Annotated in this window: 28 protein-coding genes; 13 read left to right on the forward strand and 15 right to left on the reverse strand. The window is 66.4% G+C overall.

Annotated features, from left to right (window positions below; genetic code table 11):
• The first annotated feature begins 48 nt into the window (after positions 1–48).
• Positions 49–618, forward strand: a complete 570-nt coding sequence (locus tag NA5_RS22020) for a CGNR zinc finger domain-containing protein (RefSeq protein ID WP_062989121.1) — start codon at positions 49–51, stop codon at positions 616–618.
• A gap of 124 nt (positions 619–742) precedes the next feature.
• On the opposite strand, the gene dxs is transcribed toward NA5_RS22020, so the two are convergent.
• Positions 743–2641: a 1-deoxy-D-xylulose-5-phosphate synthase gene (gene dxs / locus NA5_RS22025; RefSeq protein WP_062988975.1), complete on the reverse strand. Its 1899-nt coding sequence runs from the start codon at positions 2639–2641 to the stop codon at positions 743–745.
• Between the two features lie 249 nt (positions 2642–2890).
• Between dxs and NA5_RS22030 the strand changes: the two genes are divergently transcribed.
• The 3 genes from NA5_RS22030 to NA5_RS22040 all read left to right on the forward strand — a co-directional run bounded on the left by NA5_RS22030 (position 2891) and on the right by NA5_RS22040 (position 4830).
• Positions 2891–3106, forward strand: a complete 216-nt coding sequence (locus NA5_RS22030) for a glutaminase (protein WP_245672336.1) — start codon at positions 2891–2893, stop codon at positions 3104–3106.
• A gap of 170 nt (positions 3107–3276) precedes the next feature.
• Positions 3277–3960 carry an SIMPL domain-containing protein gene (locus tag NA5_RS22035; RefSeq protein ID WP_062988979.1) on the forward strand — a complete coding sequence of 228 codons (684 nt, stop codon included), beginning with the start codon at positions 3277–3279 and terminating at the stop codon, positions 3958–3960.
• A 66-nt stretch (positions 3961–4026) separates the two neighbouring features.
• The gene (locus tag NA5_RS22040; RefSeq protein WP_062988981.1) at positions 4027–4830 is read left to right on the forward strand and encodes an enoyl-CoA hydratase; all 804 of its coding nucleotides are present in this window, start codon (positions 4027–4029) and stop codon (positions 4828–4830) included.
• A gap of 6 nt (positions 4831–4836) precedes the next feature.
• On the opposite strand, the gene NA5_RS22045 is transcribed toward NA5_RS22040, so the two are convergent.
• The 3 genes from NA5_RS22045 to NA5_RS22055 all read right to left on the reverse strand — a co-directional run bounded on the left by NA5_RS22045 (position 4837) and on the right by NA5_RS22055 (position 8593).
• The gene (locus tag NA5_RS22045) at positions 4837–5133 is read right to left on the reverse strand and encodes a DUF1330 domain-containing protein (RefSeq protein ID WP_062988983.1); all 297 of its coding nucleotides are present in this window, start codon (positions 5131–5133) and stop codon (positions 4837–4839) included.
• A 77-nt stretch (positions 5134–5210) separates the two neighbouring features.
• Positions 5211–6608, reverse strand: a complete 1398-nt coding sequence (locus tag NA5_RS22050) for a class I SAM-dependent RNA methyltransferase (protein WP_062988985.1) — start codon at positions 6606–6608, stop codon at positions 5211–5213.
• On the reverse strand, positions 6605–8593 hold the full coding sequence (locus NA5_RS22055) for an APC family permease (RefSeq protein WP_062989123.1): 1989 nt from the start codon (positions 8591–8593) through the stop codon (positions 6605–6607). Before NA5_RS22055 ends, NA5_RS22050 begins: the two co-directional genes overlap by 4 nt.
• A gap of 243 nt (positions 8594–8836) precedes the next feature.
• Between NA5_RS22055 and NA5_RS22060 the strand changes: the two genes are divergently transcribed.
• Both NA5_RS22060 and NA5_RS22065 read left to right on the forward strand, forming a co-directional pair.
• Complete coding sequence (locus NA5_RS22060) at positions 8837–9502, forward strand: potassium channel family protein (protein ID WP_062988987.1); 666 nt, start codon at positions 8837–8839, stop codon at positions 9500–9502.
• 1 nt (position 9503) lies between these two features.
• Entirely contained in the window at positions 9504–10175 is a 672-nt protein-coding gene (locus NA5_RS22065) for a potassium channel family protein (protein ID WP_062988989.1), read from the forward strand.
• Between the two features lie 39 nt (positions 10176–10214).
• Here NA5_RS22065 and NA5_RS22070 read toward each other — a convergent pair whose 3' ends face one another.
• The 3 genes from NA5_RS22070 to NA5_RS22080 all read right to left on the reverse strand — a co-directional run bounded on the left by NA5_RS22070 (position 10215) and on the right by NA5_RS22080 (position 12110).
• Positions 10215–10850 carry a sigma-70 family RNA polymerase sigma factor gene (locus NA5_RS22070; RefSeq protein ID WP_084484335.1) on the reverse strand — a complete coding sequence of 212 codons (636 nt, stop codon included), beginning with the start codon at positions 10848–10850 and terminating at the stop codon, positions 10215–10217.
• A 150-nt stretch (positions 10851–11000) separates the two neighbouring features.
• A complete protein-coding gene (locus NA5_RS22075; RefSeq protein WP_084484336.1) occupies positions 11001–11729 on the reverse strand; it encodes a DUF3159 domain-containing protein in 729 nt (242 codons plus the stop codon).
• 3 nt (positions 11730–11732) lie between these two features.
• Positions 11733–12110 (reverse strand): OB-fold nucleic acid binding domain-containing protein, encoded by a 378-nt coding sequence (locus NA5_RS22080; protein WP_040692536.1) that lies wholly within the window; start codon positions 12108–12110, stop codon positions 11733–11735.
• Positions 12111–12240: 130 nt separating this feature from the next.
• Between NA5_RS22080 and NA5_RS22085 the strand changes: the two genes are divergently transcribed.
• Entirely contained in the window at positions 12241–12948 is a 708-nt protein-coding gene (locus NA5_RS22085; protein ID WP_084484337.1) for an alpha/beta fold hydrolase, read from the forward strand.
• Here NA5_RS22085 and NA5_RS22090 read toward each other — a convergent pair.
• Both NA5_RS22090 and dut read right to left on the reverse strand, forming a co-directional pair.
• On the reverse strand, positions 12945–13931 hold the full coding sequence (locus NA5_RS22090) for a DUF3710 domain-containing protein (RefSeq protein ID WP_062988993.1): 987 nt from the start codon (positions 13929–13931) through the stop codon (positions 12945–12947). The two genes, NA5_RS22085 and NA5_RS22090, sit on opposite strands and share 4 nt — an antisense overlap.
• Positions 13932–13936: 5 nt before the next feature.
• Positions 13937–14434 (reverse strand): dUTP diphosphatase, encoded by a 498-nt coding sequence (dut, locus tag NA5_RS22095; protein ID WP_062988995.1) that lies wholly within the window; start codon positions 14432–14434, stop codon positions 13937–13939.
• A 159-nt stretch (positions 14435–14593) separates the two neighbouring features.
• Between dut and NA5_RS22100 the strand changes: the two genes are divergently transcribed.
• The gene (locus tag NA5_RS22100) at positions 14594–15073 is read left to right on the forward strand and encodes a DUF3093 domain-containing protein (RefSeq protein WP_062988997.1); all 480 of its coding nucleotides are present in this window, start codon (positions 14594–14596) and stop codon (positions 15071–15073) included.
• 65 nt (positions 15074–15138) lie between these two features.
• Here the strand turns inward: NA5_RS22100 and NA5_RS22105 are convergent, their stop codons facing one another.
• Both NA5_RS22105 and NA5_RS40535 read right to left on the reverse strand, forming a co-directional pair.
• Positions 15139–15441 carry a DUF4193 domain-containing protein gene (locus NA5_RS22105; protein WP_062988999.1) on the reverse strand — a complete coding sequence of 101 codons (303 nt, stop codon included), beginning with the start codon at positions 15439–15441 and terminating at the stop codon, positions 15139–15141.
• A 123-nt stretch (positions 15442–15564) separates the two neighbouring features.
• Entirely contained in the window at positions 15565–15870 is a 306-nt protein-coding gene (locus tag NA5_RS40535; protein WP_157110562.1) for a hypothetical protein, read from the reverse strand.
• Here NA5_RS40535 and cei point away from each other — a divergent pair.
• Positions 15857–16537, forward strand: a complete 681-nt coding sequence (gene cei / locus NA5_RS22110) for an envelope integrity protein Cei (protein WP_062989001.1) — start codon at positions 15857–15859, stop codon at positions 16535–16537. The genes NA5_RS40535 and cei overlap by 14 nt on opposite strands.
• Positions 16538–16602: 65 nt before the next feature.
• Here cei and NA5_RS22115 read toward each other — a convergent pair whose 3' ends face one another.
• On the reverse strand, positions 16603–17508 hold the full coding sequence (locus NA5_RS22115; protein ID WP_062989003.1) for an inositol monophosphatase family protein: 906 nt from the start codon (positions 17506–17508) through the stop codon (positions 16603–16605).
• Positions 17509–17688: 180 nt separating this feature from the next.
• Here NA5_RS22115 and ppgK point away from each other — a divergent pair, with 180 nt between their 5' ends.
• From ppgK to NA5_RS22130, 3 genes are all read left to right on the forward strand, one after another.
• On the forward strand, positions 17689–18447 hold the full coding sequence (gene ppgK, locus NA5_RS22120; protein ID WP_062989005.1) for a polyphosphate--glucose phosphotransferase: 759 nt from the start codon (positions 17689–17691) through the stop codon (positions 18445–18447).
• Positions 18448–18643: 196 nt separating this feature from the next.
• Positions 18644–20014, forward strand: a complete 1371-nt coding sequence (locus NA5_RS22125; RefSeq protein WP_062989007.1) for an RNA polymerase sigma factor — start codon at positions 18644–18646, stop codon at positions 20012–20014.
• Positions 20015–20428: 414 nt separating this feature from the next.
• Positions 20429–21280: an MHYT domain-containing protein gene (locus NA5_RS22130; RefSeq protein ID WP_062989010.1), complete on the forward strand. Its 852-nt coding sequence runs from the start codon at positions 20429–20431 to the stop codon at positions 21278–21280.
• Between the two features lie 46 nt (positions 21281–21326).
• On the opposite strand, the gene NA5_RS22135 is transcribed toward NA5_RS22130, so the two are convergent.
• The gene (locus tag NA5_RS22135) at positions 21327–22103 is read right to left on the reverse strand and encodes an MHYT domain-containing protein (protein ID WP_062989012.1); all 777 of its coding nucleotides are present in this window, start codon (positions 22101–22103) and stop codon (positions 21327–21329) included.
• Positions 22104–22737: 634 nt separating this feature from the next.
• On the opposite strand from NA5_RS22135, the gene NA5_RS22140 reads away from it, so the two are divergent.
• Positions 22738–23685 (forward strand): rhomboid-like protein, encoded by a 948-nt coding sequence (locus tag NA5_RS22140; protein WP_174555254.1) that lies wholly within the window; start codon positions 22738–22740, stop codon positions 23683–23685.
• Here the strand turns inward: NA5_RS22140 and NA5_RS22145 are convergent.
• Positions 23587–24771 (reverse strand): cation:proton antiporter, encoded by a 1185-nt coding sequence (locus NA5_RS22145; protein ID WP_062989016.1) that lies wholly within the window; start codon positions 24769–24771, stop codon positions 23587–23589. The genes NA5_RS22140 and NA5_RS22145 overlap by 99 nt on opposite strands.
• Positions 24772–24775: 4 nt before the next feature.
• Positions 24776–25258: a cation:proton antiporter regulatory subunit gene (locus NA5_RS22150; RefSeq protein ID WP_062989018.1), complete on the reverse strand. Its 483-nt coding sequence runs from the start codon at positions 25256–25258 to the stop codon at positions 24776–24778.
• Positions 25259–25357 lie beyond the last annotated feature (99 nt).

Genomic DNA, 25357 nt, shown 5'->3' on the forward strand with positions numbered 1-25357 from the left:
CGGTAGTTAGGTAACCACCGATCGTCAATGGGCAGTTATGCTGGATTCATGTCCAACACAGTCGATGCCGCACCCGCGCCGCTCACTCGCCTGGTGGAATTCGTCAACACCCGCCGCGCGGACGGCGACGCCATCGGCACACCGGAGCAGTTGACGAGTTGGCTCCGCGCACACGAATTACTGTCCGAGGGCACAGCCGACGCAGGCGCACAACAGCGGGCCGTACGAGTCCGCGAAGGGCTACGGGCACTGCTGGCCACGAACAATGCCGAACCCGTCACCAGCCCGCGCCCGGACGGTCTCGACCCGGCGGCCCGCGCCGAACTCGCCGCACTCACCGCGACGCTGGCACTGACTTTGGACGTGACAAGCACCCCGCCCCGCCTCGTGCCGAACACCGACGACGTGATCGACCGCGCTCTGAGCACCCTGCTCGCCGACATCGCCACCGCCGTCGCTGCGGGCACCTGGTCACGCCTCAAGACCTGTCGAGAACCGAGCTGCCGCTGGGCCTTCTACGACCATTCCCGTAACCGCGGCCGCACCTGGTGCTCCATGGATGTCTGCGGCAATCGCGTGAAAGTCCGTGCGTCGCATCGGCGTAACGCAGCGCGCTAGCCGCCGTCGCGCAGATGGGCCGTCACCCCGGCGATAGCGACCGGCACCGACCAACCGATCCCGCGATCAGCGGTCGGAAATGTTGCCGCCCAGTCCCAGTCGGCACCGAGGGCGGCACAAGCGCTCAGCGTGCGTCGAGCCAGCCCGAGATGCGGCGCGCGATATCGGAGGCGGTCAGACCGAGCTCCTCGTGCACTTCATTCCGCGACGCATGGTCCAGGAAGTGTTGCGGCACACCGAGGTCGCGGGTAGGCACATCCAAGCCCGCACCGCGCAACCGCGCGGAAACGGTGGACCCGATCCCGCCGTGCAGACCGCCGTCTTCCAAAGTCACCACGAGACGGTAATTTTCGGCGAGTTTGACGACGGTGTCGGAAACCGGCAGCACCCAACGCGGATCGATGACGGTGGCCGAAATTCCTTCCGGTGCCAGCAGATCCGCGATCGCGACGGCGGTCGAGGCGAAGGGGCCGACCGCGACCAGCAGCACATCACCGCGCTGGGCTCGGGCAGAACCGCCCTCGCGCTCGGGCAGCCGCAGCACATCGACCCCGTCGAGCCGCTCGACGGCCGAAATATCCTCGGCCACACTTCCCTTCGGGAAGCGAATGGCGGTCGGGCCGTCGCTCACCGCGAGCGCCTCGGCCAACTCCTCACGCAATGTCGCCGCATCACGCGGGGCCGCGACGCGCATGCCGGGAATGATGCCGAGCAACGACAGATCCCACATGCCATTGTGCGAGGCGCCGTCCGGGCCGGTGATTCCGGCGCGATCGAGCACCACCGTCACCGGCTGCTTCAGCAGCGCGACATCCATCAGCAATTGGTCGAAGGCACGGTTGAGGAATGTCGAGTAGATCGCCACCACCGGATGCATGCCGCCGAGGGCCAGTCCGGCGGCCGAGGCCATCGCATGCTGTTCGGCGATGCCGACATCGAACATCCGATCCGGGAACCGCTCCCCGAATGCCGCCAGGCCGGTCGGTCCGGGCATGGCCGCGGTGATCGCGACGATATCGTCGCGCTTCTCCGCCTGCGCGATCAGCTCCTGGGAGAACACCGAGGTCCAACCGAGCGCCTTCGGGCCACCGAGCGGGCGTCCGGTCAGCGGATCGATCGGATCGCAAGCGTGCATCTGGTCCGCGACATGGTTCTCGGCGTGCGAGTAGCCGCGCCCCTTCTGCGTCACCACATGCACGACCACCGGCCCGCCGAAATCCTTCGCGCGACGCAACGCCGCCTCCAGCGCGACGGTGTCGTGACCGTCCACCGGCCCGACGTACTTCAACCCGAGATCGCTGAACAGCTCCTGCGGGCTCACCGCATCCTTGATCCCGGCCTTCACCGCATGCACCATCGAGTACGCGGATTCACCGACGCGCGGAATGCTCTTGAGGATCCGCTTACCCGCGTCCAGCGCATGCTCGTAGGCGGGCTGGGTGCGCAGCGCGGTCAACCGGTCGGCGAGGCCGCCGATGGTCGGCGCATAGGAGCGGCCGTTGTCGTTGACCACCACGACGACGGGCCGGTCCGGTGCGGCGGCGATATTGTTCAGCGCCTCCCAGCACATGCCACCGGTGAGCGCGCCGTCGCCGACGACCGCGACCACGTGCCGGTTCTGCCCGGTCAGCGCGAATGCCTTGGCGAGACCGTCGGCATAGGACAGCGAGGCCGAGGCGTGCGAGGACTCGACCCAGTCGTGGGCGCTCTCGGATCGGCTCGGGTAGCCGGACAACCCACCCTGCTTGCGGAGTGTGTCGAACTGATCCTTGCGACCGGTGAGGATCTTGTGCACATAGGCCTGATGCCCGGTGTCGAAGATCAACGGATCGGCTGGCGAGTCGAAGATCCGGTGTAGTGCGATGGTGAGCTCCACCACGCCGAGATTGGGGCCGAGGTGCCCGCCGGTGACGGCGACCTTCTGCACCAGGAACTCGCGAATCTCCTCCGCCAGTTCACCCAATTCGGCGACGGTAAGCCGTCGCAGGTCTTCGGGCGTATCGACCCGGGAAAGCACTCCCACCTGAACTCGCTCCCTCCGGATAGCGCATCTGATCCGATCAGTCTACGGAGCCGCGCCAGTGGCTCCGCACGACAATGCCCCGCCACCAGCCGACTTCGCGTGGAAGTGTGAGCCTCCACACGAATCGCCAGCCCATCCGAAGACACGCTCGGGCGGACGAGTTCGCCGGTCAACCTGACGTTACCCAGCTTAGAGTGGACCGGTGGCCCTGCCCGAGCAAGGTTCCGCAGACGGTCGACGCGCGGCGTGGTGGCAGGCATCGTCACCGATGTCCACCACTCGTGCCGCGCCGACAATTCCGGAGAACTCGCCGACTACATCCCCGAACTGGCTGCGGTACAACCGGATTCGTTCGGACTGTGCCAGGCCACCGCGGACGGACGGGTCCACGGTACCGGCGACGTCACCACCGAGTTCACCATCCAGTGGATCGCCAAACCCTGCACGGAGTGTGTTGTTCCGTGACCGGATGGATTGCTCCGGCAGGAGTCGGCCCGCAACCGTGGTTTCGATGGCGGCGGTGCGCGCGATCGCCGCGCGCGGCGGTGACTGTCGACCGGTTTTGCCCGCGTCGACGGGGACATTTCCGAAGCATCGACCGTTGCATCCGCAACCGAGGAAGTCAGGAGAGCGTCGTGAGCAAGAAGAAGTCCGACCACACCGCTGGCACGGTCACCACCTTCGGGTCCGGCAGCGCCCGCGCCACCCCGGACCTGATGCGCGTCACCATCTCTATCGAAACCCGGGCCAGCAAGGTCGCGCTCGCCTACGGCCAGGCCGGTGAACGCGTCGCGGCCGTCACCGATTCGCTGCGCTCCGATGGCGTTCCCGGCACCGATGTCGCCACCAGCGGACTGTCGGTGCGCACCGAAACCGTCTGGCTCGAAGGCGGCGGCTCCAAGATCACCGGTTACGTCGCGACCACCGACCTCACCGTCGTGTTGCGCGATATCGGCGAAACGGCCGATCCGGGCCCCGCCACGATCATCGCCAACTGTGTCGACGCCGGTGGTGACGATGTCCGCCTCGGCGGGCTCAATCTCGGTTTCGCCGACCAGGAGAGCCTGCTCATCCGCGCCCGGGATGCCGCATGGGACAACGCGCGCGCCAAGGCCGAGCAGTATGCGGGCCGTGCCCGGCGCACCCTCGGATCGGTTCTCGAAATCACCGAGAATGCCGTGTCCGTCCCGCCTGCCACGCCCCGGCTGATGGCCATGTCGGCCCCGATGAACGAGTCGTACGGCGGCGCTCCGGTTCCGGTCGAACTCGGCGAATCCGAAATCTCGGCGACCATCCGCGCGACCTGGCAGCTCGACTGATCACATCTGACCTAACGCTTGCTTGGGTATAGTGAGGGCCTCATCGCGTCTGATCAGGAGTCCCGCATGTCGTTTGTGCTCATCGAGAAACCGCGGCCGCAGGTCGCGCTGGTCACGCTCAATCGGCCGGAACGAATGAACGCGATGGCCTTCGACGTGATGATCCCGCTACGCGAAGCCCTCGAAACGGTCAGTGCCGACAACGAGGTGCGGGTCGTGGTGCTCACCGGTGCGGGCGAGGGCTTCTGCTCCGGGGCGGATCTGCAGAACGCGGGCCGGATTCCCAATACCGATGGCCTGACCAAGACCAGCGTCGCGCGGCGCTCGATGGATCTGCTCAACGATGTGATGATCACGCTGCGGCGGATGAACCAACCGGTCATCGGCGCGATCAACGGTGCGGCGATCGGCGGCGGGTTCTGCCTCAGCGTCGCCACCGATATCCGAATCGCGGGCGAGGACGCCTACTTTCGCGCGGCGGGCATCAATAACGGCCTCACCTCAGCGGAATTGGGCATCAGCTATCTGCTGCCACGCGCCATCGGCGCATCCCGCGCCTTCGAAATCATGCTGTCCGGGCGCGATGTCGACGCGGTCGAGGCCGAACGCATCGGCCTCGTATCGCGCGTCGTGCCCACCGCCAAACTTCTCGACACCTGCTACGACCTGGCCGAACGGATCATCAGCTTCAGCCGTGTCGGCACCGAACTCACCAAACGTATGCTGTGGAGCGGTATGGAGGCGGGCGGTTTCGAATCCCATATGCAGCACGAGGGCATGTCCCAGCTCTACGTCCGTCTCACCACCGAGAATTTCGACGAGGCCATCCGGGCGCGACGCGACCGTCGGCCACCGGTGTACGAAGACTGACCTTCACTAGCGCGGGTCGAGGCCCTTGACCAGCAGCGTCACCGTATCCGCGCCCGCATGGCGGTCCTTCGAGATCTCCTGGTACTCAGGGGAATCCGCCCACTCGCGAAACGATGGCTCGTCCGGGAACGACATCAACACGACCTTCTCCCGATCCGAATCGCCCTCGATCACCCGCGGGGATTCATCGGAGGCCAGCAGCGTGCCGGAGTAGCGGGTGAACACCTCGAGGAAGCGCGCACGGTAGCGATCGTAGGCGGTGCGATCGGTGAACTTCAGCTGCGCGACGACATACACGGTCATGGTGTGACTCTAAGCCGCGCTGTCACATCGGCGATCGAGGAAACCGGACAGGCGGGTGTCCTGCGCACGGCACGCGCTCAACGCTCGAGGAGGGCGAGGCATTCGACGTGGTGGGTGGCGGGGAAAGCGTCGAAGGCGCGGAGATCAGCGAGATGGTAGCCCGCCGACCGGTATAGGCCGAGGTCGCGGGCGAAAGACGCTGGATCGCAACCGATGTGGACAATGCGGGACGGGCCGCTGGTGGTCACAGCGGTGACGACCTCCTTGCCCGCGCCCGCGCGGGGCGGATCCAGGACGACCACATCCGGAGCGGCACCGCTCGCGTGTTCGGCCAACCAGTGTTCGACGCGCTGAGCGCGCAGATCCAGCCAGGGCAGATCACGCAGCGCGGCATTGCCGTCGGCGACCGCGGACCGCGTCGATTCCACCGCGAGCACCGAACCGGTCTGACCGACCTGTCCGGCCAATCGGGCCGCGAAAACCCCCACGCCGCTGTACAGATCCCACGCCCGCTCCCCGTGACGGAGCCCGGCCCATTCGGCGACCAGATCCGAATAACATTGCGCCGCACCACGATGCGCCTGCCAGAACCCGGTCGCCGCCAGCTCCCACCGCCGCCCGGCCACATATTCGACCGTCCGACCGCTACCGCCCATCACCCACTCGTCGCGAGCCGCGTGCGTCGCCGCTCGGCGTGCCGCCGCCCGACGCCGATCACCCTCGCCCCCTACCGATCGGGACCGCTCGCCACCGGGGCCCCGCTCGGCGGTGCGACGCTTCCCTGCGCGCCGGTCCGTCTCCCGCTTGCCGCGCCGATCCGCACCGCGCGTCGAAGGGCGTTCAGACTCTGCACGTCCCGCCGCGGCCGACGGGGCCAACTCGACAATGTGCCGCGTCCCATCACCGTCCACCACGACGACCAGATCCGCACCGGGCGTCCACAATCGGTCCGCGATGTCGTCCATCGCACCCGGAACCGGTTGGGGGCAGCGCAGATCGGTGATCACCTCGGTGCTGCGATACCCGTGCACACCGGCTCGGCCCGCAGCGTCCACGGCAAGCCGGACGCGGGTGCGCCAGCCGCCGGTGGCATCGGCCGGATATCCGGCGATCGGCTCCACGGTGATCTCGCGTTCGATTCCGGCGATGCGACGCAACTGTTCCGCGACCACCGCCGCCTTCAGCGACCGCTGCGCGGCGGGCGTAGCGAAGGAGAAATCGCAGCAGCCCGCACCGCCCGGACCAGAAACCGGACACGTGGCGGGGATGCGATCGGCAGATGCCTCCAGAATCTCGATCGCGTCGGCCCGGCAGAACGAACCCCCGCGATCCTCGGTGACCCGCACCCGAACCAGTTCATCGGGCAGCCCGTGTCGCACGAAGACCACCCGGCCCTCGTGCCGCGCGACGCAGAATCCGCCGTGCCCGGGTGGTCCGAGCCGGACTTCGAAGGTGTTCGAGCGCCAGTCGGTCACCCTTGGTCCTCGTACCCGCGCCGCACCGCACCCGGCGCATTGACCACGCCCGCCTGCCTGGCCTTTGCCGACGACGTCAACTGCCACGGCACACTCGTCACCATGACACCCGGCTCGAACAGCAATCTGCCCTTGAGCCGCAACGCGCTCTGGTTGTGCAGAATCTGCTCCCACCAGTGTCCGACAACGTATTCCGGAATGAATACGGTCACCACATCGCGCGGCGAATCCCGACGCACCCGCTTGACGTAATCCAATACCGGCTTGGTGATTTCGCGATACGGCGATTCGATCACCTTGAGCGGCACCGAGATATCGCTGCGCTCCCACTCGCGCACCAGTGCCCTGGTGTCGGCCTCGTCGACGTTCACCGTCACCGCCTCCAAGGTATCGGGGCGCGTGGCGCGCGCGTAGGCCAGTGCCCGACGTGTCGGCAGATGCAGTTTGGATACCAACACGATCGAATGCGACCGACTCGGCAGCACGCCGTCCCACTCGTGCTCATCGAGTTCGCGGGAAACCGAATCGTAGTGGCGCCGAATGAGTTTCATCACAACGAAGATCGACACCATGGTGCAGATCGCGATCCAGGCACCGGCGAAGAACTTGGTGATCAGCACGATGACCAGCACCGTCCCGGTGGCGCTGAGCCCGATCGCGTTGATCACCCGAGAACGCATCATCCGCGCCCGCTGCGACGGATCGGTTTCGGTGCGCAACAGCCGGGTCCAGTGCCGCAGCATGCCGGTCTGGCTGAGCACGAACGAGACGAAGACTCCGACGATGTAGAGCTGGATGAGCTTGGTCACCTCGGCGCCGAACACGACGACGAAGGCGACGGCCGCACCCGAGAGGAACAGAATGCCGTTGCTGAACGCCAATCGGTCACCGCGGGTGTGCAACTGCCGCGGCAGGTAACGGTCCTGCGCCAGAATCGAACCCAGCACCGGGAAGCCATTGAACGCGGTATTCGCGGCGAGCACCAGGATCAGCGCGGTCACCGTGGTGATGAAGTAGAAGCCGATCGGGAATCCGTGGAATACGGTCTCGGCGAGCTGTGCGATCAGCGTCTTCTGGTGATAGTCCGCGGGTGCGCCGATCAATTCGGATTCGTTGTGCGCGTAGACGATCCCGATCTTCTGAGCCAGGATGATGATGCCCATGAGCAGTGCGATCGCGATGGTGCCGAGCATCAGCAGGGTAGTCGCGGCATTGCGCGACTTGGGTTTCCGGAATGCGGGCACGCCATTGCTGATCGCCTCGACACCGGTCAGTGCGGCACAGCCGGAGGAGAACGCCCGCGCGATCAGGAAGGTGAACGCGAGTCCATATAGGTGCTCCTCCTCGGCATTGAGCTGAAAGCCCGCCGATTCGGCGCGCAGGTCGTCGCCGAGTACGAAGATGCGGAACAGTCCCCACCCGAGCATCGCGAACATCCCCAGGATGAAGGCGTAGGTCGGAATCGCAAAGGCGACACCGGATTCCCGGATACCGCGCAGATTGATCGATGTCAGCACAACGATGGCGACCACCGCGAACAACACCTTGTGCGTGGCGACGAACGGAATCGCCGAACCGATATTCGACGCCGCCGAGGAGATCGATACCGCGACCGTGAGCACGTAGTCCACCAGCAGCGCACTGCCGACGGTGAGCCCGGCATTGGGCCCGAGATTCGTGGTGGCGACCTCGTAGTCACCACCGCCGGAAGGGTAGGCGTGCACATTCTGCCGATAGCTGGCCACGACCACCGCCATCACCAATGCGACGGCCAGACCCACCCAGGGGGCGTAGACGTAGGCCGAGATGCCCGCCACCGAAAGGACGAGGAAGATCTCCTCCGGTGCGTAGGCCACCGAGGACATCGCATCGGAGGCGAACACCGGAAGTGCGATTCGCTTCGGCAGCAGGGTATGGCCCAGCGCATCGCTACGGAAAGGCCTGCCCAGCAGCACGCGTTTTGCTGCCGTCGTCAACTTGGACACTGGAGCGAGCATAGATCCCCGCAGGGTGGAGCGCTCCCTCGGCCGGTTCGCGTCGTATGTTTGGTTGATAGGCGAAGGGGGAAGTTGGGCCATGGAAACATCTGGCGGGTACGGTTCGATGCCGGAGATAGCAAACCGGACGCCCTGCGGCGTGAGTTCACGGCCCGGACGAGGAAGCCTGCGTAACCACGCAGGGCCTGCGAGCGCCGCCAATTGAACACAGTTTCCAGGAACGAGGTTGCGGTGTACGTAGTGATCATGGGTTGCGGACGGGTCGGCTCATCGCTGGCACGCGCCCTGGTCCGGGTCGGCCATGAGGTCACCGTGATCGACCGGGACCACAGCGCCTTCCTGCGCCTCGGCGAGGACTTTCCTGGCGAGCGGGTGGTCGGCGTCGGCTTCGACCGGGATGTGCTGACCCGCGCGGGAATCGAGCGGGCCGATGCCTTCGCCGCGGTCTCCTCCGGCGACAACTCCAACATCATCTCCGCGCGGGTGGCCCGGGAAATGTTCGGCGTGCAGCGCGTGGTCGCGCGCATCTACGACGCCAAACGCGCCGCCGTCTACGAGCGCCTCGGCATTCCGACCATCGCCACCGTGCCGTGGACCACCGACCGCTTCCTCACCAACTTGATCGGCGACGGCGGCACCACCACCTGGCGCGATCCGACGGGCACCGTTGCGGTAGCCCAGTTGACGCTGCACGAGGAGTGGTACGGGCGCACCGTGCGCGATCTGGAACGCAATGTGGGCGCGAGGGTCGCCTTCATCATCCGGTTCGGTCAGGGCCTGCTCCCCGAGAGCAAGACCGTGGTCCAGGCCGACGACATCGTCTATGTCGCAGCCACCTCCGGCTCCGTCGGCGAGGCCGTCGCCTTGGCCGGTAAGCCCCCAGCAAGCGAGGACTGAAATGAAAGTGGCGATCGCCGGAGCCGGCGCCGTCGGCCGATCGATAGCGAGAGAGCTATTGCGCGGCGGCCACCGGGTGATGTTGCTCGAGCGCCAACTCGACCACATCGACCCCGCCGCCATCCCGGACGCCGTCTGGGTCCATGCCGATGCGTGCGAACTCGCGCTGCTGGAGGACGCCGGTCTGCAGACCTACGAGGTGGTCATTGCCGCCACCGGCGACGATAAGGCGAATCTGGTGCACAGCCTGCTGGCCAAGACCGAATTCGGCGTGCGCCGGGTGGTGGCGCGGGTCAACGACCCACGCAATGAATGGCTCTTCGACGCGTCCTGGGGCGTCGATGTCGCGGTGTCGACGCCGCGGCTGCTGGCCTCACTGGTGGAAGAGGCGGTCTCGGTCGGCGATCTGGTCCGGTTGATGACGCTGCGGCAGGGACAGGCCAATCTGGTCGAGATTACCCTGCCCAGCGATACCGCCTTGGCGGGCAAGCCGGTCCGCACGCTCACCCTGCCGCGGGACGCCGCCCTGGTGACCATCCTGCGTGGCGGCCGGGTGATCGTGCCGCAGCCCGACGACCCCTTCGAGGGCGATGACGAGCTGTTGTTCGTGACGTCCGTGGAGGCCGAGGAAGACCTGCGGGTGGCGCTGGCCACGCACGGCATCAAACCCTGACTCCCCGACAAGGCTGATGCGATCAGCGCCGGACCTGCCTCAGGACGCGGCCACAAGCTGCGCGCGCAGCTTGTTCAGCGCGCGATGTTGCATCACCCGGACCACGCCCGGGCTGGTGCCGATGGCCTCGGCGGTCTGCGCCGCGGTCCAGCCCAGCACGATCCGCATCACCAGTACCTCGCGGTGCGCGGGCGCCAGGATCTTCATCAATTCGCGGGTGGCCTCGCGACGTTCGGACGCGATCGCCCACTCTTCCGGCCCCGCGGCGGTCGATGCCGTATCGGGCACCTCGTCGACCGGGTACATCGGGTGCAGCTGCGAACGCCGGAACGCGTCGGCTACCTTATTGGCCGCGATGCCGTAGACGAAGGCGAGGAACGACTTTCCCTGATCGCGGTAGCGCGGAATCGCGTTGACGGTGGCCAGCAGGATCTCCTGCACCACATCGTCGGCCGTGACGTGCAGGTGCGCGGTATTGCCAAGGCGCGCACAGCAATACCGGCGCACGAGGGGGTGGACCAGCCGGATGATCTCGGAGACCGCGCCGCGGTCGCCCGCCGCCGCCGGACCGATCAACTTATCGAGTTCGGCCGATACCCGACGACTCTCCGACAGGGCCGGGTTGTGATGGGCTTGATTCTTCGACAGTGCCGCAATGCTGTGCTCGGTAGCCAACTTCCGAGTCCTTCCTCGCCGATCGTGCTTTTTTGCTTGCACTGATCGTCTGACGAACTCGAACGCCCAACCAGGCACCCCAGGGTGGGTACTCCCCCACCTGCGGCGGCGATTCGTTAACACCCCCAGCGAAATCGGGGGCGGGAATTCCTAGGCCGTTTCGGCGGCCGTACCCCGGCTCACCGGCAGATGTCCGGCCCGACGCACCGCCCACACGGTGACGGCCAGCGCAACGGCGGTCAGCGGCCAGCCCATCGCGATGCGCGCGAAGGCCAGCCAGCCGGTGCGATCGGTGTCGTAGAGCTGGGACTGCACCAGATAGCGCGCGCCGAATACGACCACCCAGGTGGTGGTGGCCAGGTCGTAGAGGCGCACCACGCGGCGGTCCGAGCGCCATTCGGTGCCGTGGCCGTTGAGCACACCCCAGATCACGCCGACCAGCGGCCAGCGCACCAGCATCGACACCAGGAACACGCCGGCGTACACCAGGCTGGTGTAGATGCCGAACAGGAAGAAGCCCTTCGCCTCACCCATCCGGTAGGCGATGAACGCGCAGATACCGACTCCGAGGAAGCCGGAGATCGCGGGCTGGATCGGGCTGCGCCGCACCAGCCGCCACACCAGAATCGCGGCGGCCACGCCCAACGCCGACCAGATCGCCGCGGTGAGCCCGGCAAAGGTGTTCACGGGCACGAAGACCAGCACCGGCAGCGTCGAGTAGATCAGGCCGCTGAAGCCGCCCAACTGCTCGAGCAGGGTTTGTTCGGCTTCTTCGGTTTCGGCGGCGACAGCGTGATCTACGACGTCGGACGGGCCCGCGTCGATCGGCTCACGCCCTGCGGTGTGGATCTCGGCGGCATTCTCGTTGCTCGATGGCATACGTCAGCTGTTCTCACGCAATTCGTAGTAGGGGTTGTAGATCACCTTACGGCCATCCCGGTCACCCACACGACCGCGGACGAGGATCTTGCGTCCGGGTTCGATACCGGGAATGCGACGGCGGCCGATCCAGACCAGACTGATGGCATCGGTGCCGTCGAAGAATTCTGCCTGAACACTGGCGCCGACGGATTTCGGGCACGCCTCGACGCTGCGTAGTCGGCCGAGCATGGTCGCTTCGTCACCGCGCTGACAGTCCGAGGCCCGGCAGGCACCCGACGCATCGGCCGATTCGGCGAGTTCCTCGGCGTCCAACTGATCGATATCCTCGGTCAGCCTGCGGCTCAGTCGGCGAAAATAACCTGAGGCGGCTGATGACATTTGACGCTCTCCTGCGTGGAGCAAGACGACGTGGGTCACACGTCATCGTGGTTGTTCCGGTGACGACCGGCTTAAGGCCGTATACCCGCCACTGTAGATGGGCAACCCTCGCCCCGCTACGCTCGGACCGGTGTTCGACTCCCCACATTTCGCGCCGGACCGCGCCCCGATCGCCGTGGCGTTGCCGGGGACCGGATCGGATGCCGACTTCGCCCGCCGCGCATTCGGACCGGCTTGTGCGGCACGCGGAATCGAATTCATCGCCGTCGAGCCCGACCCGTGCGGAGTGGTTGCCGGATACCGGGCGGCGCTCGATGCGGCCGCCGGGCGCGGCCCGGTCCTGGCCACCGGGATCTCCCTCGGCGCGGCGGTCGCACTGGAATGGGCGGCCGAACATCCCGAGGCGGCAACCGGCGTAGTGGCGGCACTACCGGCATGGACCGGACCCGATACCGCCGCCTGCCCGGCCGCGCTCAGCGCCGCCGCGACCGCGGCCCAGTTGCGTGCGGACGGGCTGGACGCGGTGGTCGAACGCATGCGCGCGAGCAGTCCGCGCTGGCTCGCCGACGCGCTCACCCAGTCCTGGCACTCGCAATGGCCCCGGCTGCCCGAGGCACTGCAGGAGGCCGCCGACTACAAATGGCCCGACGGGGAACGACTGAGCACCGTCGCGGTGCCCGTCGCGATCGTCACCGCCGTCGACGATCCGGTGCACCCGCTGTCGGTCGCCGAGGAATGGGCCGAGCTGATCCCGCGCGCCGAATTGATTCGGATCACCCTGGATGAACTCGGCGCGAATCCCGCGATTCTCGGAAACGCGGGACTCGCGGGGCTCTAGTTCAGCCCGAGCTGCTGCATGGCCGAACCGTCCGCGCCGCGGCGCGGTTCATTCGGCATGCGCGGCGGGACCAGCGGCTGGGGGGTGGGCTGCACCGCTGCCTGCTGTGCGGCCATTGCCTGCTGCTGGGCCTCCACCTGGGCCTGATGCGCGGCGGCCAACTGCTCGGCCAGCTCCGGTGGCAGCACGACGGCCAGCGGCTCACGAACCGGCATCGGATCGTCGCCGCGCCGAATCACGGTCTCGGTCAAGATCGCTCGCGCGGCCTGCACCAGCGGCGCACCGTCATCAGCGGCGCCCTGCGGACCCGCGGCCACCAGCCGCACCATCCATCGCGGACCGTCCACCCCGATGAAGCGCAGATCCGCGCCCTCGGTGATGGCGAGCAGCTCCCGACCCCACGGTCCGGTCTCCACCGCCACCCTGGCGCCGTCCTTGCGTAGCGATTCGGCGAGATCGGCTGCCACCGAACGCCATTGGCCCGCCGACTTGGGCGCGGCATAGGCCGCGACGGTGATCCGACCGTGTTCGGTCGCCAGGTGCACCGCCTGTGGGGTGCCGTCCGGGGTCATCTCGACCTGTAGTTGGCCGCCGGGCGGCACCGGCAGGATCACCGAACCCAGATCGAGGCGCTGATCGGAGACATTGTCCAACAGCTCGGCCACCTCGTCGTAGTCGTACGGGCCGGATTTGGGCATTTCCACGACGTCGTCGTAGTCGGGCTCGTCGTACTCCGGTTCGTCGTCGTAGTGCGCGGCGACGTAATCGGCTGGGACGATCGGATTCTCGTCGGTGATCGGATCGATGATCGGATTCTCGTCGGTGATCGGATCGATGATGGGGTTCTCGTCGGTGATCGGCTCATCGTCGTAATCCGCGTCGCCGTAGGCTGCGTACTCGCCGTATTCATCGGCGTATTCGTCGTCGTAGCGGTCCTCGACGTATTCGTCACGTCCGCTGGACTTGCGTCTCTTCCCGAACATTCCCGTCATGCCTCCTTGCCGAGAGTGCCCGCCTCGTCGGCCGACGAGGCCAGACTCGCGTGGCCACCGCTCGACCCGTAACCGCCCGCACCCCGCGTGGTGTCGTCGAGTGCCTCGACCTCCACGAAATCGACCAGTTCCACCCGCTGCACCAGCAGCTGCGCGATCCGATCGCCGCGGCGCAATTCGATCGGGGTGCGCGGATCGTGATTGATCAGGCACACCTTGATTTCGCCCCGATAGCCCGCATCGACGGTGCCGGGCGTATTCACCACGGACAGACCGGTTTTCGCGGCGAGTCCGGACCTGGGATGGATCAGGCCGACCGTGCCGACCGGCAGTGCGACCGCGACACCGGTGCCGACCAGCACACGCTCCCCCGGTTCGATGATGACGTCCTCCGTAGTGCACAGATCCACGCCCGCGTCGCCGTGGTGGGCACGCGTCGGCACGGGGATGCCGGGATCAAGCCGCAGCAAAGATATGGGTGAAAGGGCGCTCATGACTGCGCCTCGCTGACGCTCGGCTCCGTCATGACCGCCCGGGCGGCTGTGTTGATTAATCGCTCGCTGCGCTCGCTCACGTTCACCGAGCCTACGCGTACGCCCTCGACCTCAGTGAATTAGTGTTGAGTCGTGTCAGACCAGCCCAACCCAGTGACTATGGACGAACAACAACGAAGCTTCGAGCCCTATCGCGAGCGCCTGTGGGTGCCGCTGTGGTGGTGGCCGATCGCGTTCGCCGTCGCCGGGTTGCTGGCCGCCGAAATCCATATGGGCGCACCGGGTCTGCGCGCCTGGTTGCCCTACGCGTTGCTGTTTCCGGTGCCGGTGTGGGTGCTGTTGTGGCTGAGCCGCCATCGGGTGGAAGTCGCCCAGGACGGTTCCGGTATCCGCGAACTCCGCGCCGATCGCGCGCATCTGCCGGTGAACTTCGTGGCCAGATCGGCCACGGTGGCCCCCACCGCCAAGAGCGCGGCGCTGGGCCGCCAGCTCGACCCCGCCGCCTATGTCCAACATCGGCCATGGGTGGGGCCGATGGTGCTACTTGTACTCGACGACCCGGACGATCCGACGCCGTACTGGCTGATCAGTACGCGACGGCCGGACCGGGTCTTGGCCGCGCTTGGCATACCTGGCTGAAGCCGGGCGTGCCGAGCGCGGGTTGACCGTTGATCTCGGCTGGAGATCAGATCTCGCGCCGCCGATCAGGCTGCGCAGTCCATGCAGATCAGCTGACCGCCGCTCTCGCTGGCCAGCCTGCTCCGGTGATGGACCAGGAAACAGCTGGAACAGGTGAACTCGTCGGCCTGCTTCGGGATCACCCGAACTGTCAGGACTTCCTCGGACAAGTCCGCGCCGGGAAGCTCGAACGACTCCGCGGTATCGGATTCGTCGATATCCACGACGGCGGACTGTGCCTCGTTGCGACGAGCCTTCAGCTCCTCCAGCGAATCTTCCGACACTTCGTCGGTTTCAGTGCGCCTCGGTGCGTCATAGTCGGTTGCCATGTCGTCTTCCCCTCGTCCTTACTCCGTATATCCCGGACCGGGCCACTCACACCGATTCTCTCGAATCGGAATGACCAGCACCGCCCCGCCGGTGGTGCACGTCACACGTACACCGGTCCCCTATCAGGGCGGATCATGCGGACCCACCTTTGATAGCGCTCGGTAAACGCAGGACATGCCCTTCTTGTTCCCGCGACCGACCACCGATTTGGGCTGCGGCGTTTCGATCTGGGCCGCCAGACAATAGCGGACCCAGGAGCAAAAGTCGCAATCAAAACACAGACGATTCGAAACTGAGCGGTAATCGACACCAACCGTGAACTCGCCGAGACCTTTCGCGCTGTATTTACCCACCTCGACCGACTCTATCGGCCTGCCATCGTCCAGCCGGGAAACGTTTTCGTAGAGTGTGCACGTGGTTTCACTCATCACCGAAGGCAGCGCAACGGATCGAACGGGTCAACCCTTCGTCCGGCGACGCAACCAGCCATGGTTGATCCTGGTCGGCGTCCTACTCCTGATCTGCACCGTGGTGTGGATCAAGGCCCTGACCACCGAGGACAGCAGCGGAACCGCGATGGCGTGCAATTCGCCGAGCCCGGCCACCGACGCCAAATCGCCGCAACCGGCCCCGCTGGGTCAGCGGGTCGGCCAGTCACGGTTGACCGACGTCGAACCGGCGGCGCTGGCCTCCTCCAAGGTGCGCGTGTTGAACGCGAACAACAAGAGCGGTCAGGCCTCGCACATCGCCTCGGCGCTCGGCGATCTCGGCTTCGCGAGCGCGCCGGGGCAGCAATTCGGTAACGATCCGGTCTACGTCAATGGCGACCTGAACTGCACCGGCCAGATCCGCTTCGGTGTGAACGGCCGACCGGCCGCCGCATCGGTCCAGTTGGTCGCGCCGTGCGCCGAGCTGATCGAGGATCAGCGCAACGACGACACCGTGGACCTGGTGCTCGGTTCGGTATTCGGCGAATCGCTACGGCCGAGCCCCGACGCCGAGGAAGTGCTGAAATCGCTGAAGAATCCGGCGCCGGGCGGATCGACGTCCATCGATCCCAAGCTGCTGTCGGCGGCGCGCACGGCACGCTGCTGACCTCCACCTGAACCGACCTTCATCGCCCCGGTCTGCCGTCTCGGCACACCGGGGCGATCCGTTATTCAGGCGTCCGGGATCGCGGTTGTCGCGCCGACACGTTCGAACAGTTCGGTCAACTCGTTCGCCACGCCCGGCGCGGCGGCGACGACCAACTCACCGGCCGCACCCGGGCTGGTCGCCGCGGGCAAACGCAACGACGCACCCGCCTCCGCGGCGATCAACGCGCCCGCGGCCCAGTCCCAGGCGTTGAGTCCGTGTTCGTAGTACGCGTCGATGCGGCCCTCGGCGACGAAGCACAGATCCAGTGCCGCCGCGCCGAGGCGGCGGATATCGCGGATCTCCGGCAGGATCCGCGCGATCAGTTCCGCCTGCCTGGCCCTGCGGTGCTTGCCGTAGGCGAATCCGGTGGCCACCAAGGCCATCGATGCCGATCGCACCGGTGTGCAGCGCAGATGTTCCACTGTGCCGTCACCGGTCACCTTCGTGGCTCCCATCCGCACCGCGGCGCTGTAGGTCGCCGCCCGCGCGACATCGACCACGGCACCGGCGACGGGGTGTCCGTCGCGCACCGCGGCCACCGAAATCGCATAGCCCGGAATGCCGTACAGGAAGTTCACGGTGCCGTCGATCGGGTCGACCACCCAGTGCACGGTGTCCCCGTCACCGCCCGCCAGACTGCCGCCGCCCTCTTCACCGAGGATCGGATCGCCGGGGCGCGCTTCGCCGAGCAGTCGCCGGATGAGATCCTCGGTCTCGGTATCGACGATGGTCACCGGATCGGTGGGGTGGCCTTTCGCCTGCACCGCGCCGTCGCGCGCGCCATCCGGACCGAATACCTCGGGGCGGCGCGAGCGCACATGCGCGGCCGCGGTTTCGGCGAGTTGGACCGCGATCCGGCGCAATTCGGCGACGTCCTCGGGTGGCGTCGCGGTCGGGCGGGCGGTAACTGACGCTCTGGTCTCCGGCATGCCCCCATGCCATCACAGATCCTCGGCGAACGGGAACCGATGGCCGCCCATTACTCTTGTCGTGCACGACACAACGCCGTCGTCGGGCACATCACCCCATGCTCCGCGACCAGTCGGTGGTGAGTTCCTGTGCGGCGGCGCGTTCATCACATCGGCCAGCACAGGGAACGAGGGAACGTCATGTCCGCTCGGGGGCACGCATTCGGTATCGATATCGGTGGCAGCGGCGTCAAGGGCGCCGCGGTGGATCTGACCACAGGCGCATTGGTCCATGAGCGGATAAAGATTCTGACACCGCATCCCTCGACACCGCAGGCGGTCGCCGACGCGGTCGCCAAACTGGTCGCCCAGGCCGATTGGGACGGCCCGGTCGGCATCACGCTGCCCTCGGTAGTGCTGGGCGGCGTCGCGCAGACGGCGGCCAATATCGATAGAGCGTGGATCGGCACCGACGCGCGGGCGCTGTTCTCCGAAGCCCTCGACGGCCGCGCCGTCACCGTGCTCAACGACGCCGACGCGGCCGGTCTGGCCGAAGATCGCTATGGCGCGGCAAAGGATTTCGACGGTCTGGTGCTGCTGCTGACCTTCGGTACCGGGATCGGCTCGGCGCTGCTGTTCCACGGCACGCTGGTGCCCAATACCGAACTCGGCCATCTGGAGATCGGCGGTATGGAGACCGAACACCGCGCCGCCGCCTCGATCAAGGATCGCGACGGACTGACCTACGAGCAGTGGGCCGCACAGGTCAGCATTGTGCTCAGCGGCCTGGAGAATTTGTTCTGGCCGAAGGTCTTCGTCGCAGGTGGGGGCATCAGCCGCGCGGCCGAGCAATGGATTCCGTTGCTCACCAACCGAACCCAGGTAATTCCGGCCACTTTGGAGAACACCGCGGGCATCGTCGGGGCGGCCATGGCGATCGACGCAGGCATCGCACCGTAGACGCGCGGAGAGTGCGGCATTAGCCGTTGCCGGGATCGTGCCGTAGGTACCCTGGTTCGATCGTTACAATGGAACGTACTCCGGCCGCGAGCCGGAAACCCCAGACCCGGCGCTCAGCCGGTGAAACCCGACAGACCGCTCCGCCGGAACACCACTCTGGCGTGACGCCGCACGAGACCGTCACGAAAGGGCGTACGTGGTAGCCACGACCCGTCAGACCGCCGAATCGGCCGATGCCGACTCCGCAGATGTAACCGAAGCACGGCCGGTCCGCAAGGCTGCCGCGAAGAAGGCTCCGGCCAAGAAGGCCGCCGCCAAGAAGGCTCCGGCCAAGAAGGCCGCCGCGAAGGCGACGAAGGGCCCGGCCAAGAAGGCCGGACCGAAGAAGGCCGGACCGGACGGCGAGCCCGGCGGCGACGAGAACCTCGAGACCGAGGATCTGGATCTGGAGGATCTCGGCGATCTCGAGGTGTCCGAGGACGATCTCGCCGACGAGGCCGAGGAACTGGTCGAGGACGTCGCCGAAGAGGTCGAGGAGGGCGAGGCCGACGAACCGTCCGCCGCGGACAAGGCCTCCGGCGACTTCGTCTGGGATGAGGAGGAATCCGAGGCGCTGCGCCAGGCCCGCAAGGATGCCGAGCTCACCGCCTCCGCCGACTCGGTGCGCGCCTACCTCAAGCAGATCGGCAAGGTCGCGCTGCTCAACGCCGAGGAGGAGGTCGAACTCGCCAAGCGGATCGAGGCCGGTCTCTACGCCGCGGAGAAGGTGCGCGAGTTCGCCGAGCAGGGTGAGAAGCTGCCGGTCGCGATGCGTCGCGACTACACCTGGATCGTGCGCGACGGCAACCGCGCCAAGAACCACCTGCTCGAAGCCAACCTGCGCCTGGTGGTCTCGCTGGCCAAGCGCTACACCGGCCGCGGCATGGCGTTCCTGGACCTGATCCAGGAGGGCAACCTCGGTTTGATCCGCGCGGTGGAGAAGTTCGACTACACCAAGGGCTACAAGTTCTCCACGTACGCCACCTGGTGGATCCGGCAGGCCATCACCCGCGCCATGGCCGATCAGGCCCGCACCATCCGCATTCCGGTGCATATGGTCGAGGTCATCAACAAGCTCGGCCGCATCCAGCGCGAGCTGCTCCAGGATCTGGGCCGTGAGCCCACCCCGGAGGAGTTGGCCAAGGAAATGGACATCACGCCGGAGAAGGTCCTCGAGATCCAGCAGTACGCGCGTGAGCCCATCTCGCTGGACCAGACCATCGGCGATGAGGGCGACAGCCAGCTCGGCGACTTCATCGAGGACTCCGAGGCCGTCGTCGCGGTGGACGCGGTGAGCTTCACACTGCTGCAGGATCAGCTGCAGTCGGTGCTGGAGACGCTGTCCGAGCGTGAGGCGGGCGTGGTCCGGCTGCGCTTCGGCCTGACCGACGGCCAGCCGCGCACCCTCGACGAGATCGGTCAGGTGTACGGGGTCACCCGTGAGCGCATCCGGCAGATCGAGTCGAAGACCATGAGCAAGCTGCGCCACCCGAGCCGTTCGCAGGTCCTGCGCGACTACCTCGACTAGTTCGTTCTGCTCGATTTTTCGAAGCGCCCGCGCCCAACAGCGCGGGCGCTTCTTTTTCGCATCCCGGCCTTCTTGTCGTTCCATCGACCGGCAACTCTGCCCGCATTCGCTCCGCCTACGGTCCCGCTACCGTCGAATCAGCCTGCGCCCATTGGGTTTTTCCATAGTCTCGAGCCGAATCGCTTCTGCGACAGACCCTTTCGGCGTTCTTATGCGCAACCGATCAGCCACGGGACGGCAATCGGCACAGCGTCCACCTCGCTAACCAATTCGGATTTCAATCAAACCTAAAAGTGACCGAAACCACTTCTGCAAAACCAGATTTCGGCTCCCACCGAGTCGATGGCTGTCGTATCGTCTGACCCGCTGTTGTTTCAATCGCCGAAAGTTCTGTCTTCGGCAGTGGGGGCGTGCGTGCTCGACATCTACCATTTCAGTTACGGTCTACTGACCCCGCTGCTGGCCTACTCCATGTCGGTCACCGGATGCCTACTCGGCCTGCAGTGCGCCGCGCGTGGTCGCACCGGCAAGGACCGGATCGGTTGGCTGCTCGGCGCGGCCGTCGCCATCGGCGGCACCGGCATCTGGGTCATGCATTTCATTGCGATGCTGGGCTTTTCGATCCGCGGCTCGGAGATACGGTTCGACATTCCGCTCACCCTGCTCAGCGCGATCACCGCGATCGCCGTGGTCGGCATCGGACTTTTCATCGTCGTCAAACCCGAACCCTCACTGCTCGGCCTGCTGTGCGGGGGCGCGATCACCGGACTCGGCGTCGGGGCCATGCATTACATGGGCATGTACGCGATGAAGTCGAATGCGGTGATCACCTACGACGCGCGTCGCGTAGGGCTGTCACTGGTCATCGCGGTGGTCGCGGCCACGGTCGCACTCTGGTTCACGTTGCGGGTCAGGGGATTTGCGGCAACCGTCGGCGCGGGATTGATCATGGGCGTGGCGGTCTGCGGTATGCACTACACCGGGATGTCGGCGATGCACGCGCACACCGGAGATGCCCACACCCCCGAAGGGGCCGGTGCCATGGATCTGATCGCACCGCTGATCGTGGTGGCCAGTGTGGTGACCATGCTCCTGCTCATCAGCGTCAGCCTGACCGAGATCGAGCGCAATATCGAACTGCCGCCGCTGCGCATCGCGCCACGCGCCAAACTCGATCCGCTACCACCGCTGCCGCCGGTGGAGTCCGAGATGATGCCGTCCGCGACCGCGTACTGGCCGACGCGGACCGAGGTACCGCGGCCGTGAATCGAGCGAAATCGCCTGCGCGACATGCTGACCGAGTGACGAGTCGTCAGTCCCTGGTCGGCCAGTAGCGCGTCGGACGCGGTCCACGCGCACCGTCGTAGGCCGGATCGTCGACATCGGTAACGCCGATATGCAGTAGCAGCATCATGGTCACCATGCCGACGCCGACCGTCAGCGGCGTCAGCAGTTGGGTCGCGCCCGCACCCGCGGGCGGATGCATATGGTGACCGTTCTGCACATGCATCGCGAACATGCCGGTGTAGTGCATTCCGCAGACGGCGACGCCCATCACCAGTGCCGCGCCGATGGTGGCCAGGGTGCCACGGATATGCAGTGCGAACCAGAGTGCCGCCGTCGCGGCGATCACCGCGATAACCATGGACAGCAACACTATCCGCCCGTCGTATTCGATGACGGCATCGGATTTCATCGCGTACATGCCGGAATAGTGCATGGCGCCGACGCCGACGCCGGTGATCGCACCGCCGATATACAGGGCCACCGGCTCCAATCCCGGCAGCTGCGCGACCCGTAATCCGATCCACACCACCACCATCGCGATAACCGCGCTGAGCAGGGTGATCGGCACGTCATAGCGGATCGATGCGCCGTGGATCGAAAAGCCCAGCATGGCAATGAAATGCATGACCCAGATACCGGTGCCGCCGATGGCGACGGCCGCCGCGACGAGCCATCCGGCGTGGCCGCTACCGGCCCGCGCCCGAACCACGCACCGCAGCCCCAGCAATGATCCGGTGAATGACATCAGATAGGCGACAACCGGCGTGAGCAACCCGTGGCTGAAGTGATCGATTTCCAGCACGCGAACTCCCTCGTTGGGCGGACATCGACCGTCATCGCGACAGCGCGAGGCCGCCCGCTTATCAAGAACCAGCAGGTAGACGATTTACAGTACTACTATCCGCTAAATTTGGCATGGGATGAATCCAATCAGCGAGACAGTGTCCGCTACCCAGCGGCGATCACCCGTGCCTCACACATACCGAGCGGTCCACCGTGGCCGAATCCCATCGTTAGACGCTTCCGGCAATCGATCAGCACCGATATCGCTGGGACACAAGGCATCTCGTGAGTTCGCCAGTCGACAGCGGGCGTTCGCACAGTTGCAAGGACACCGCGACGATTCCGGTACGCATGCCGAGTCTCATTGCGGCCCAGTGCCGCCGACCCCGAGCAGGCTCAGTCGCCAATCGGACTTGACCGACGTCGCATGCTCGCGGCTCGGCTGCGGAATTCGCAAGAAACTGGCAGAAGTTGCCGGAGCACGCGGCAGCGCATCGCCAAGTTGCCGGATCGGGGGACGGCGCATCGCCCGTGCGATCCTGTGCCCGGGTGGCGAACGGACGTTACGGCGGAACGACCAGCGCAGGTGAGCCAGGACACAGACCGGGCGGGTCTGCGGGCACAAGCGCCGCGGAACCGGCAGACTTGTGCACGTGGTTGCCCCCACTTTGCGCCGAATCCATTCCCCCTGGACGCAGACCGTCGACCTTGGTGCGGAGTTGCGTGCGGTCTGGTCGTGGGCGCGTCGGCCCCGGTTACTGCGCCGACTGCTGCCCGAACTGCGCCAGCACCTGTCCGGCGCACCGGCCAGCACGGCCTACGCGTTCACCTTGTTCGTCACCTGGTGGACGCTGCGCGGCGTCGGCGATTCGGTGGAACGCAGGCTGATCTTCTCGGCCTCCACCAATCTCTACAACATGCAGCACAACCCGATCCAGGTGCTGGTGGCCTCGGCGTTCTGGACTCAGGGCCAATTTCCCTGGGTCACCATCGCGGAGATTCTGGTGGTGATGGGCTTCGCCGAACGCTGGCTCGGCACCAGTCGCTGGATTCTGCTGTTCGCGACCGGACATATCGGCGCGACACTGCTCACCGTCACGGCGATCGACCATGCCATCGACCATCACGTCATCCCGGTGCGCGTGCAATACGCCGCGGATGTCGGCACCAGCTATGGGTTCACCGCGGTTCTGGCGGCCATGGCCTTCCACTTCCGCGGCGTGATCCGCGCGCTGTGGGCCGCTGTCATCATCGTATTCCTCGCCTCGGCGCTATTGATCGGACCGACCTTCACCGACTACGGGCATATGTGCGCGGCCCTGATCGGCCTGGCGGTCGGATTCGTCGCGTCGACCTTCTGGCGGCGCATCGAACGGCTGCGTACCGAACGCGAGGCGACCTCCGCCGTGCCGACACCGGTTTCGGCGGCGAATCCACTTGCCGCGGCCCCGATTACCGCGGCCGGTAGCGACACCGAGCCGAGTTCCGTTGCGGCACGGCCACTATCCGGTGCTGACAGCGGGGTTGAAGCGGCGCTGCACCATGCCGATGACCGGTTCGACGACGCGGGCCGCGATCGGGCCGAGCACCGCCATCAGTAGCACGTAGGCCGAGGCCAGTCCGGCGATTTGGCGGTCTACCCCACCCATGCTCACCGCCAGACCCGCGATGACGATGGAGAATTCACCATGCGCGACCAGCGCAGCACCCGCGCGTGCCCGGCCCATCCGGCGGATGCCCTGTCGGCTCGCCGCCCACCAGCCGGTCGCGACCTTGGTCACCACGGTGACCACCGCGAGCAGGATCGCCCAACCGAACACGGGCGGAATGGCACCGGGATCGGTGCTGAGTCCGAAGGCGACGAAGAAGATCGCGGCGAACAGATCCCGGATCGGTTCCAATAGTTTCGTCGCCTCGCGCGCTGTCGAACCCGAGATCGCGATGCCGAGCAGGAATGCGCCGACGGCCGCCGAAACATTCAGCGCCGACGCCAGCCCGGCGACCAGCAGCGCCGCGCCGAGCAGCTTCAACAGGAAGACCTCGCGGTCGGCGCTGTCCACGACGGCCGAGACGTACCGGCCATACCGCAGCGCGACGACCAGCACGACGGTCACGGTGGCCAGGGCCAGCCCGAGCACGGTCAGCCCGCTCAGCAAGCTCGTACCGGCCAGGACCGCGGTGAGGATCGGCAGATACATCGCCATCGCGAGATCCTCGAAGACCAGAATGGACAGGATCACCGGGGTTTCCCGGTTACCGAGGCGCCCGAGGTCGTTGAGCACCTTGGCGACGATGCCCGAGGACGAGATGTAGGTGACTCCGGCCATGGTGATGGCTCCGGTTACCCCCCAGCCGAGTACCAGGGCGACCAGCACGCCGGGTGTCGCGTTCGCGACCAGATCTACCAGACCCGCGGCCCAGGAACGACGCAATCCGGTCACCAACTCTGCCGCGGTGTACTCGAGGCCGAGCAAGAGCAACAGCAGCACCACGCCGATTTCGCCTGCGATATGGCCGAATTCGTTCGCGGCGCCCAGTTGGATGAATCCACCCTGGCCGAAGGCCAGCCCACCGAGCAGGTACAGCGGAATCGGGGACATGCCGAATCGTGCCGCCACTCTCCCGAGCATTCCTAGGGCGAATAACACCGCCCCGAGCTCGATAAGGGCGAGCGCGGTTGCGTTCACGCTCTCACCCGTGCGTCAGGATCTTCGCGGCCGCGTCCAGACCGTCGGGAGTACCGACGACCACGAGTATGTCATCGGCGGTGAAGGTGAAATCCGGTCCCGGCGAGGGGTGCAGCTGCCCCGCCCGCATTACCGCGACGATGGAAGCCTTGGTGCGCGTGCGCATTCCGGTCTCGCCGAGCGTGCGGCCCTCGTACGGCGAATCCTCGCCGATGGGTAGCTGACGGGTGGTGATTCCGGGTAGGTCGCGGTGATCCTCGCGTAGCTTCGCCACCAGCTGCGGCGAGCCGAGCAGATTGGCGAGTACCGAGGCCTCATCGGGAGTCAGCGGCACTTGCGCGGCGCAGGAGTCCGGGTCATCGGGTTTGGACACGATCAGATCGATGCCGCCGTCGCGGTGATCGACCACGCCGATCCGGCGACCCGACCGCAGCTGGAAGTCTTTGCGTACCCCGATCCCGGGTAGGGCGGTGACATCGACGTTCACCCCTCCACCCTAACCGGCAAAACGGGCTGACCGCCCGAGCGGGTCCGATCACGTCGGACATCGGATCGACCGGGACTCATTCCTTCGGCGGACCCGGGG

This window comes from Nocardia anaemiae NBRC 100462 (genome assembly GCF_001612725.1).
GTDB lineage: Bacteria > Actinomycetota > Actinomycetes > Mycobacteriales > Mycobacteriaceae > Nocardia > Nocardia anaemiae.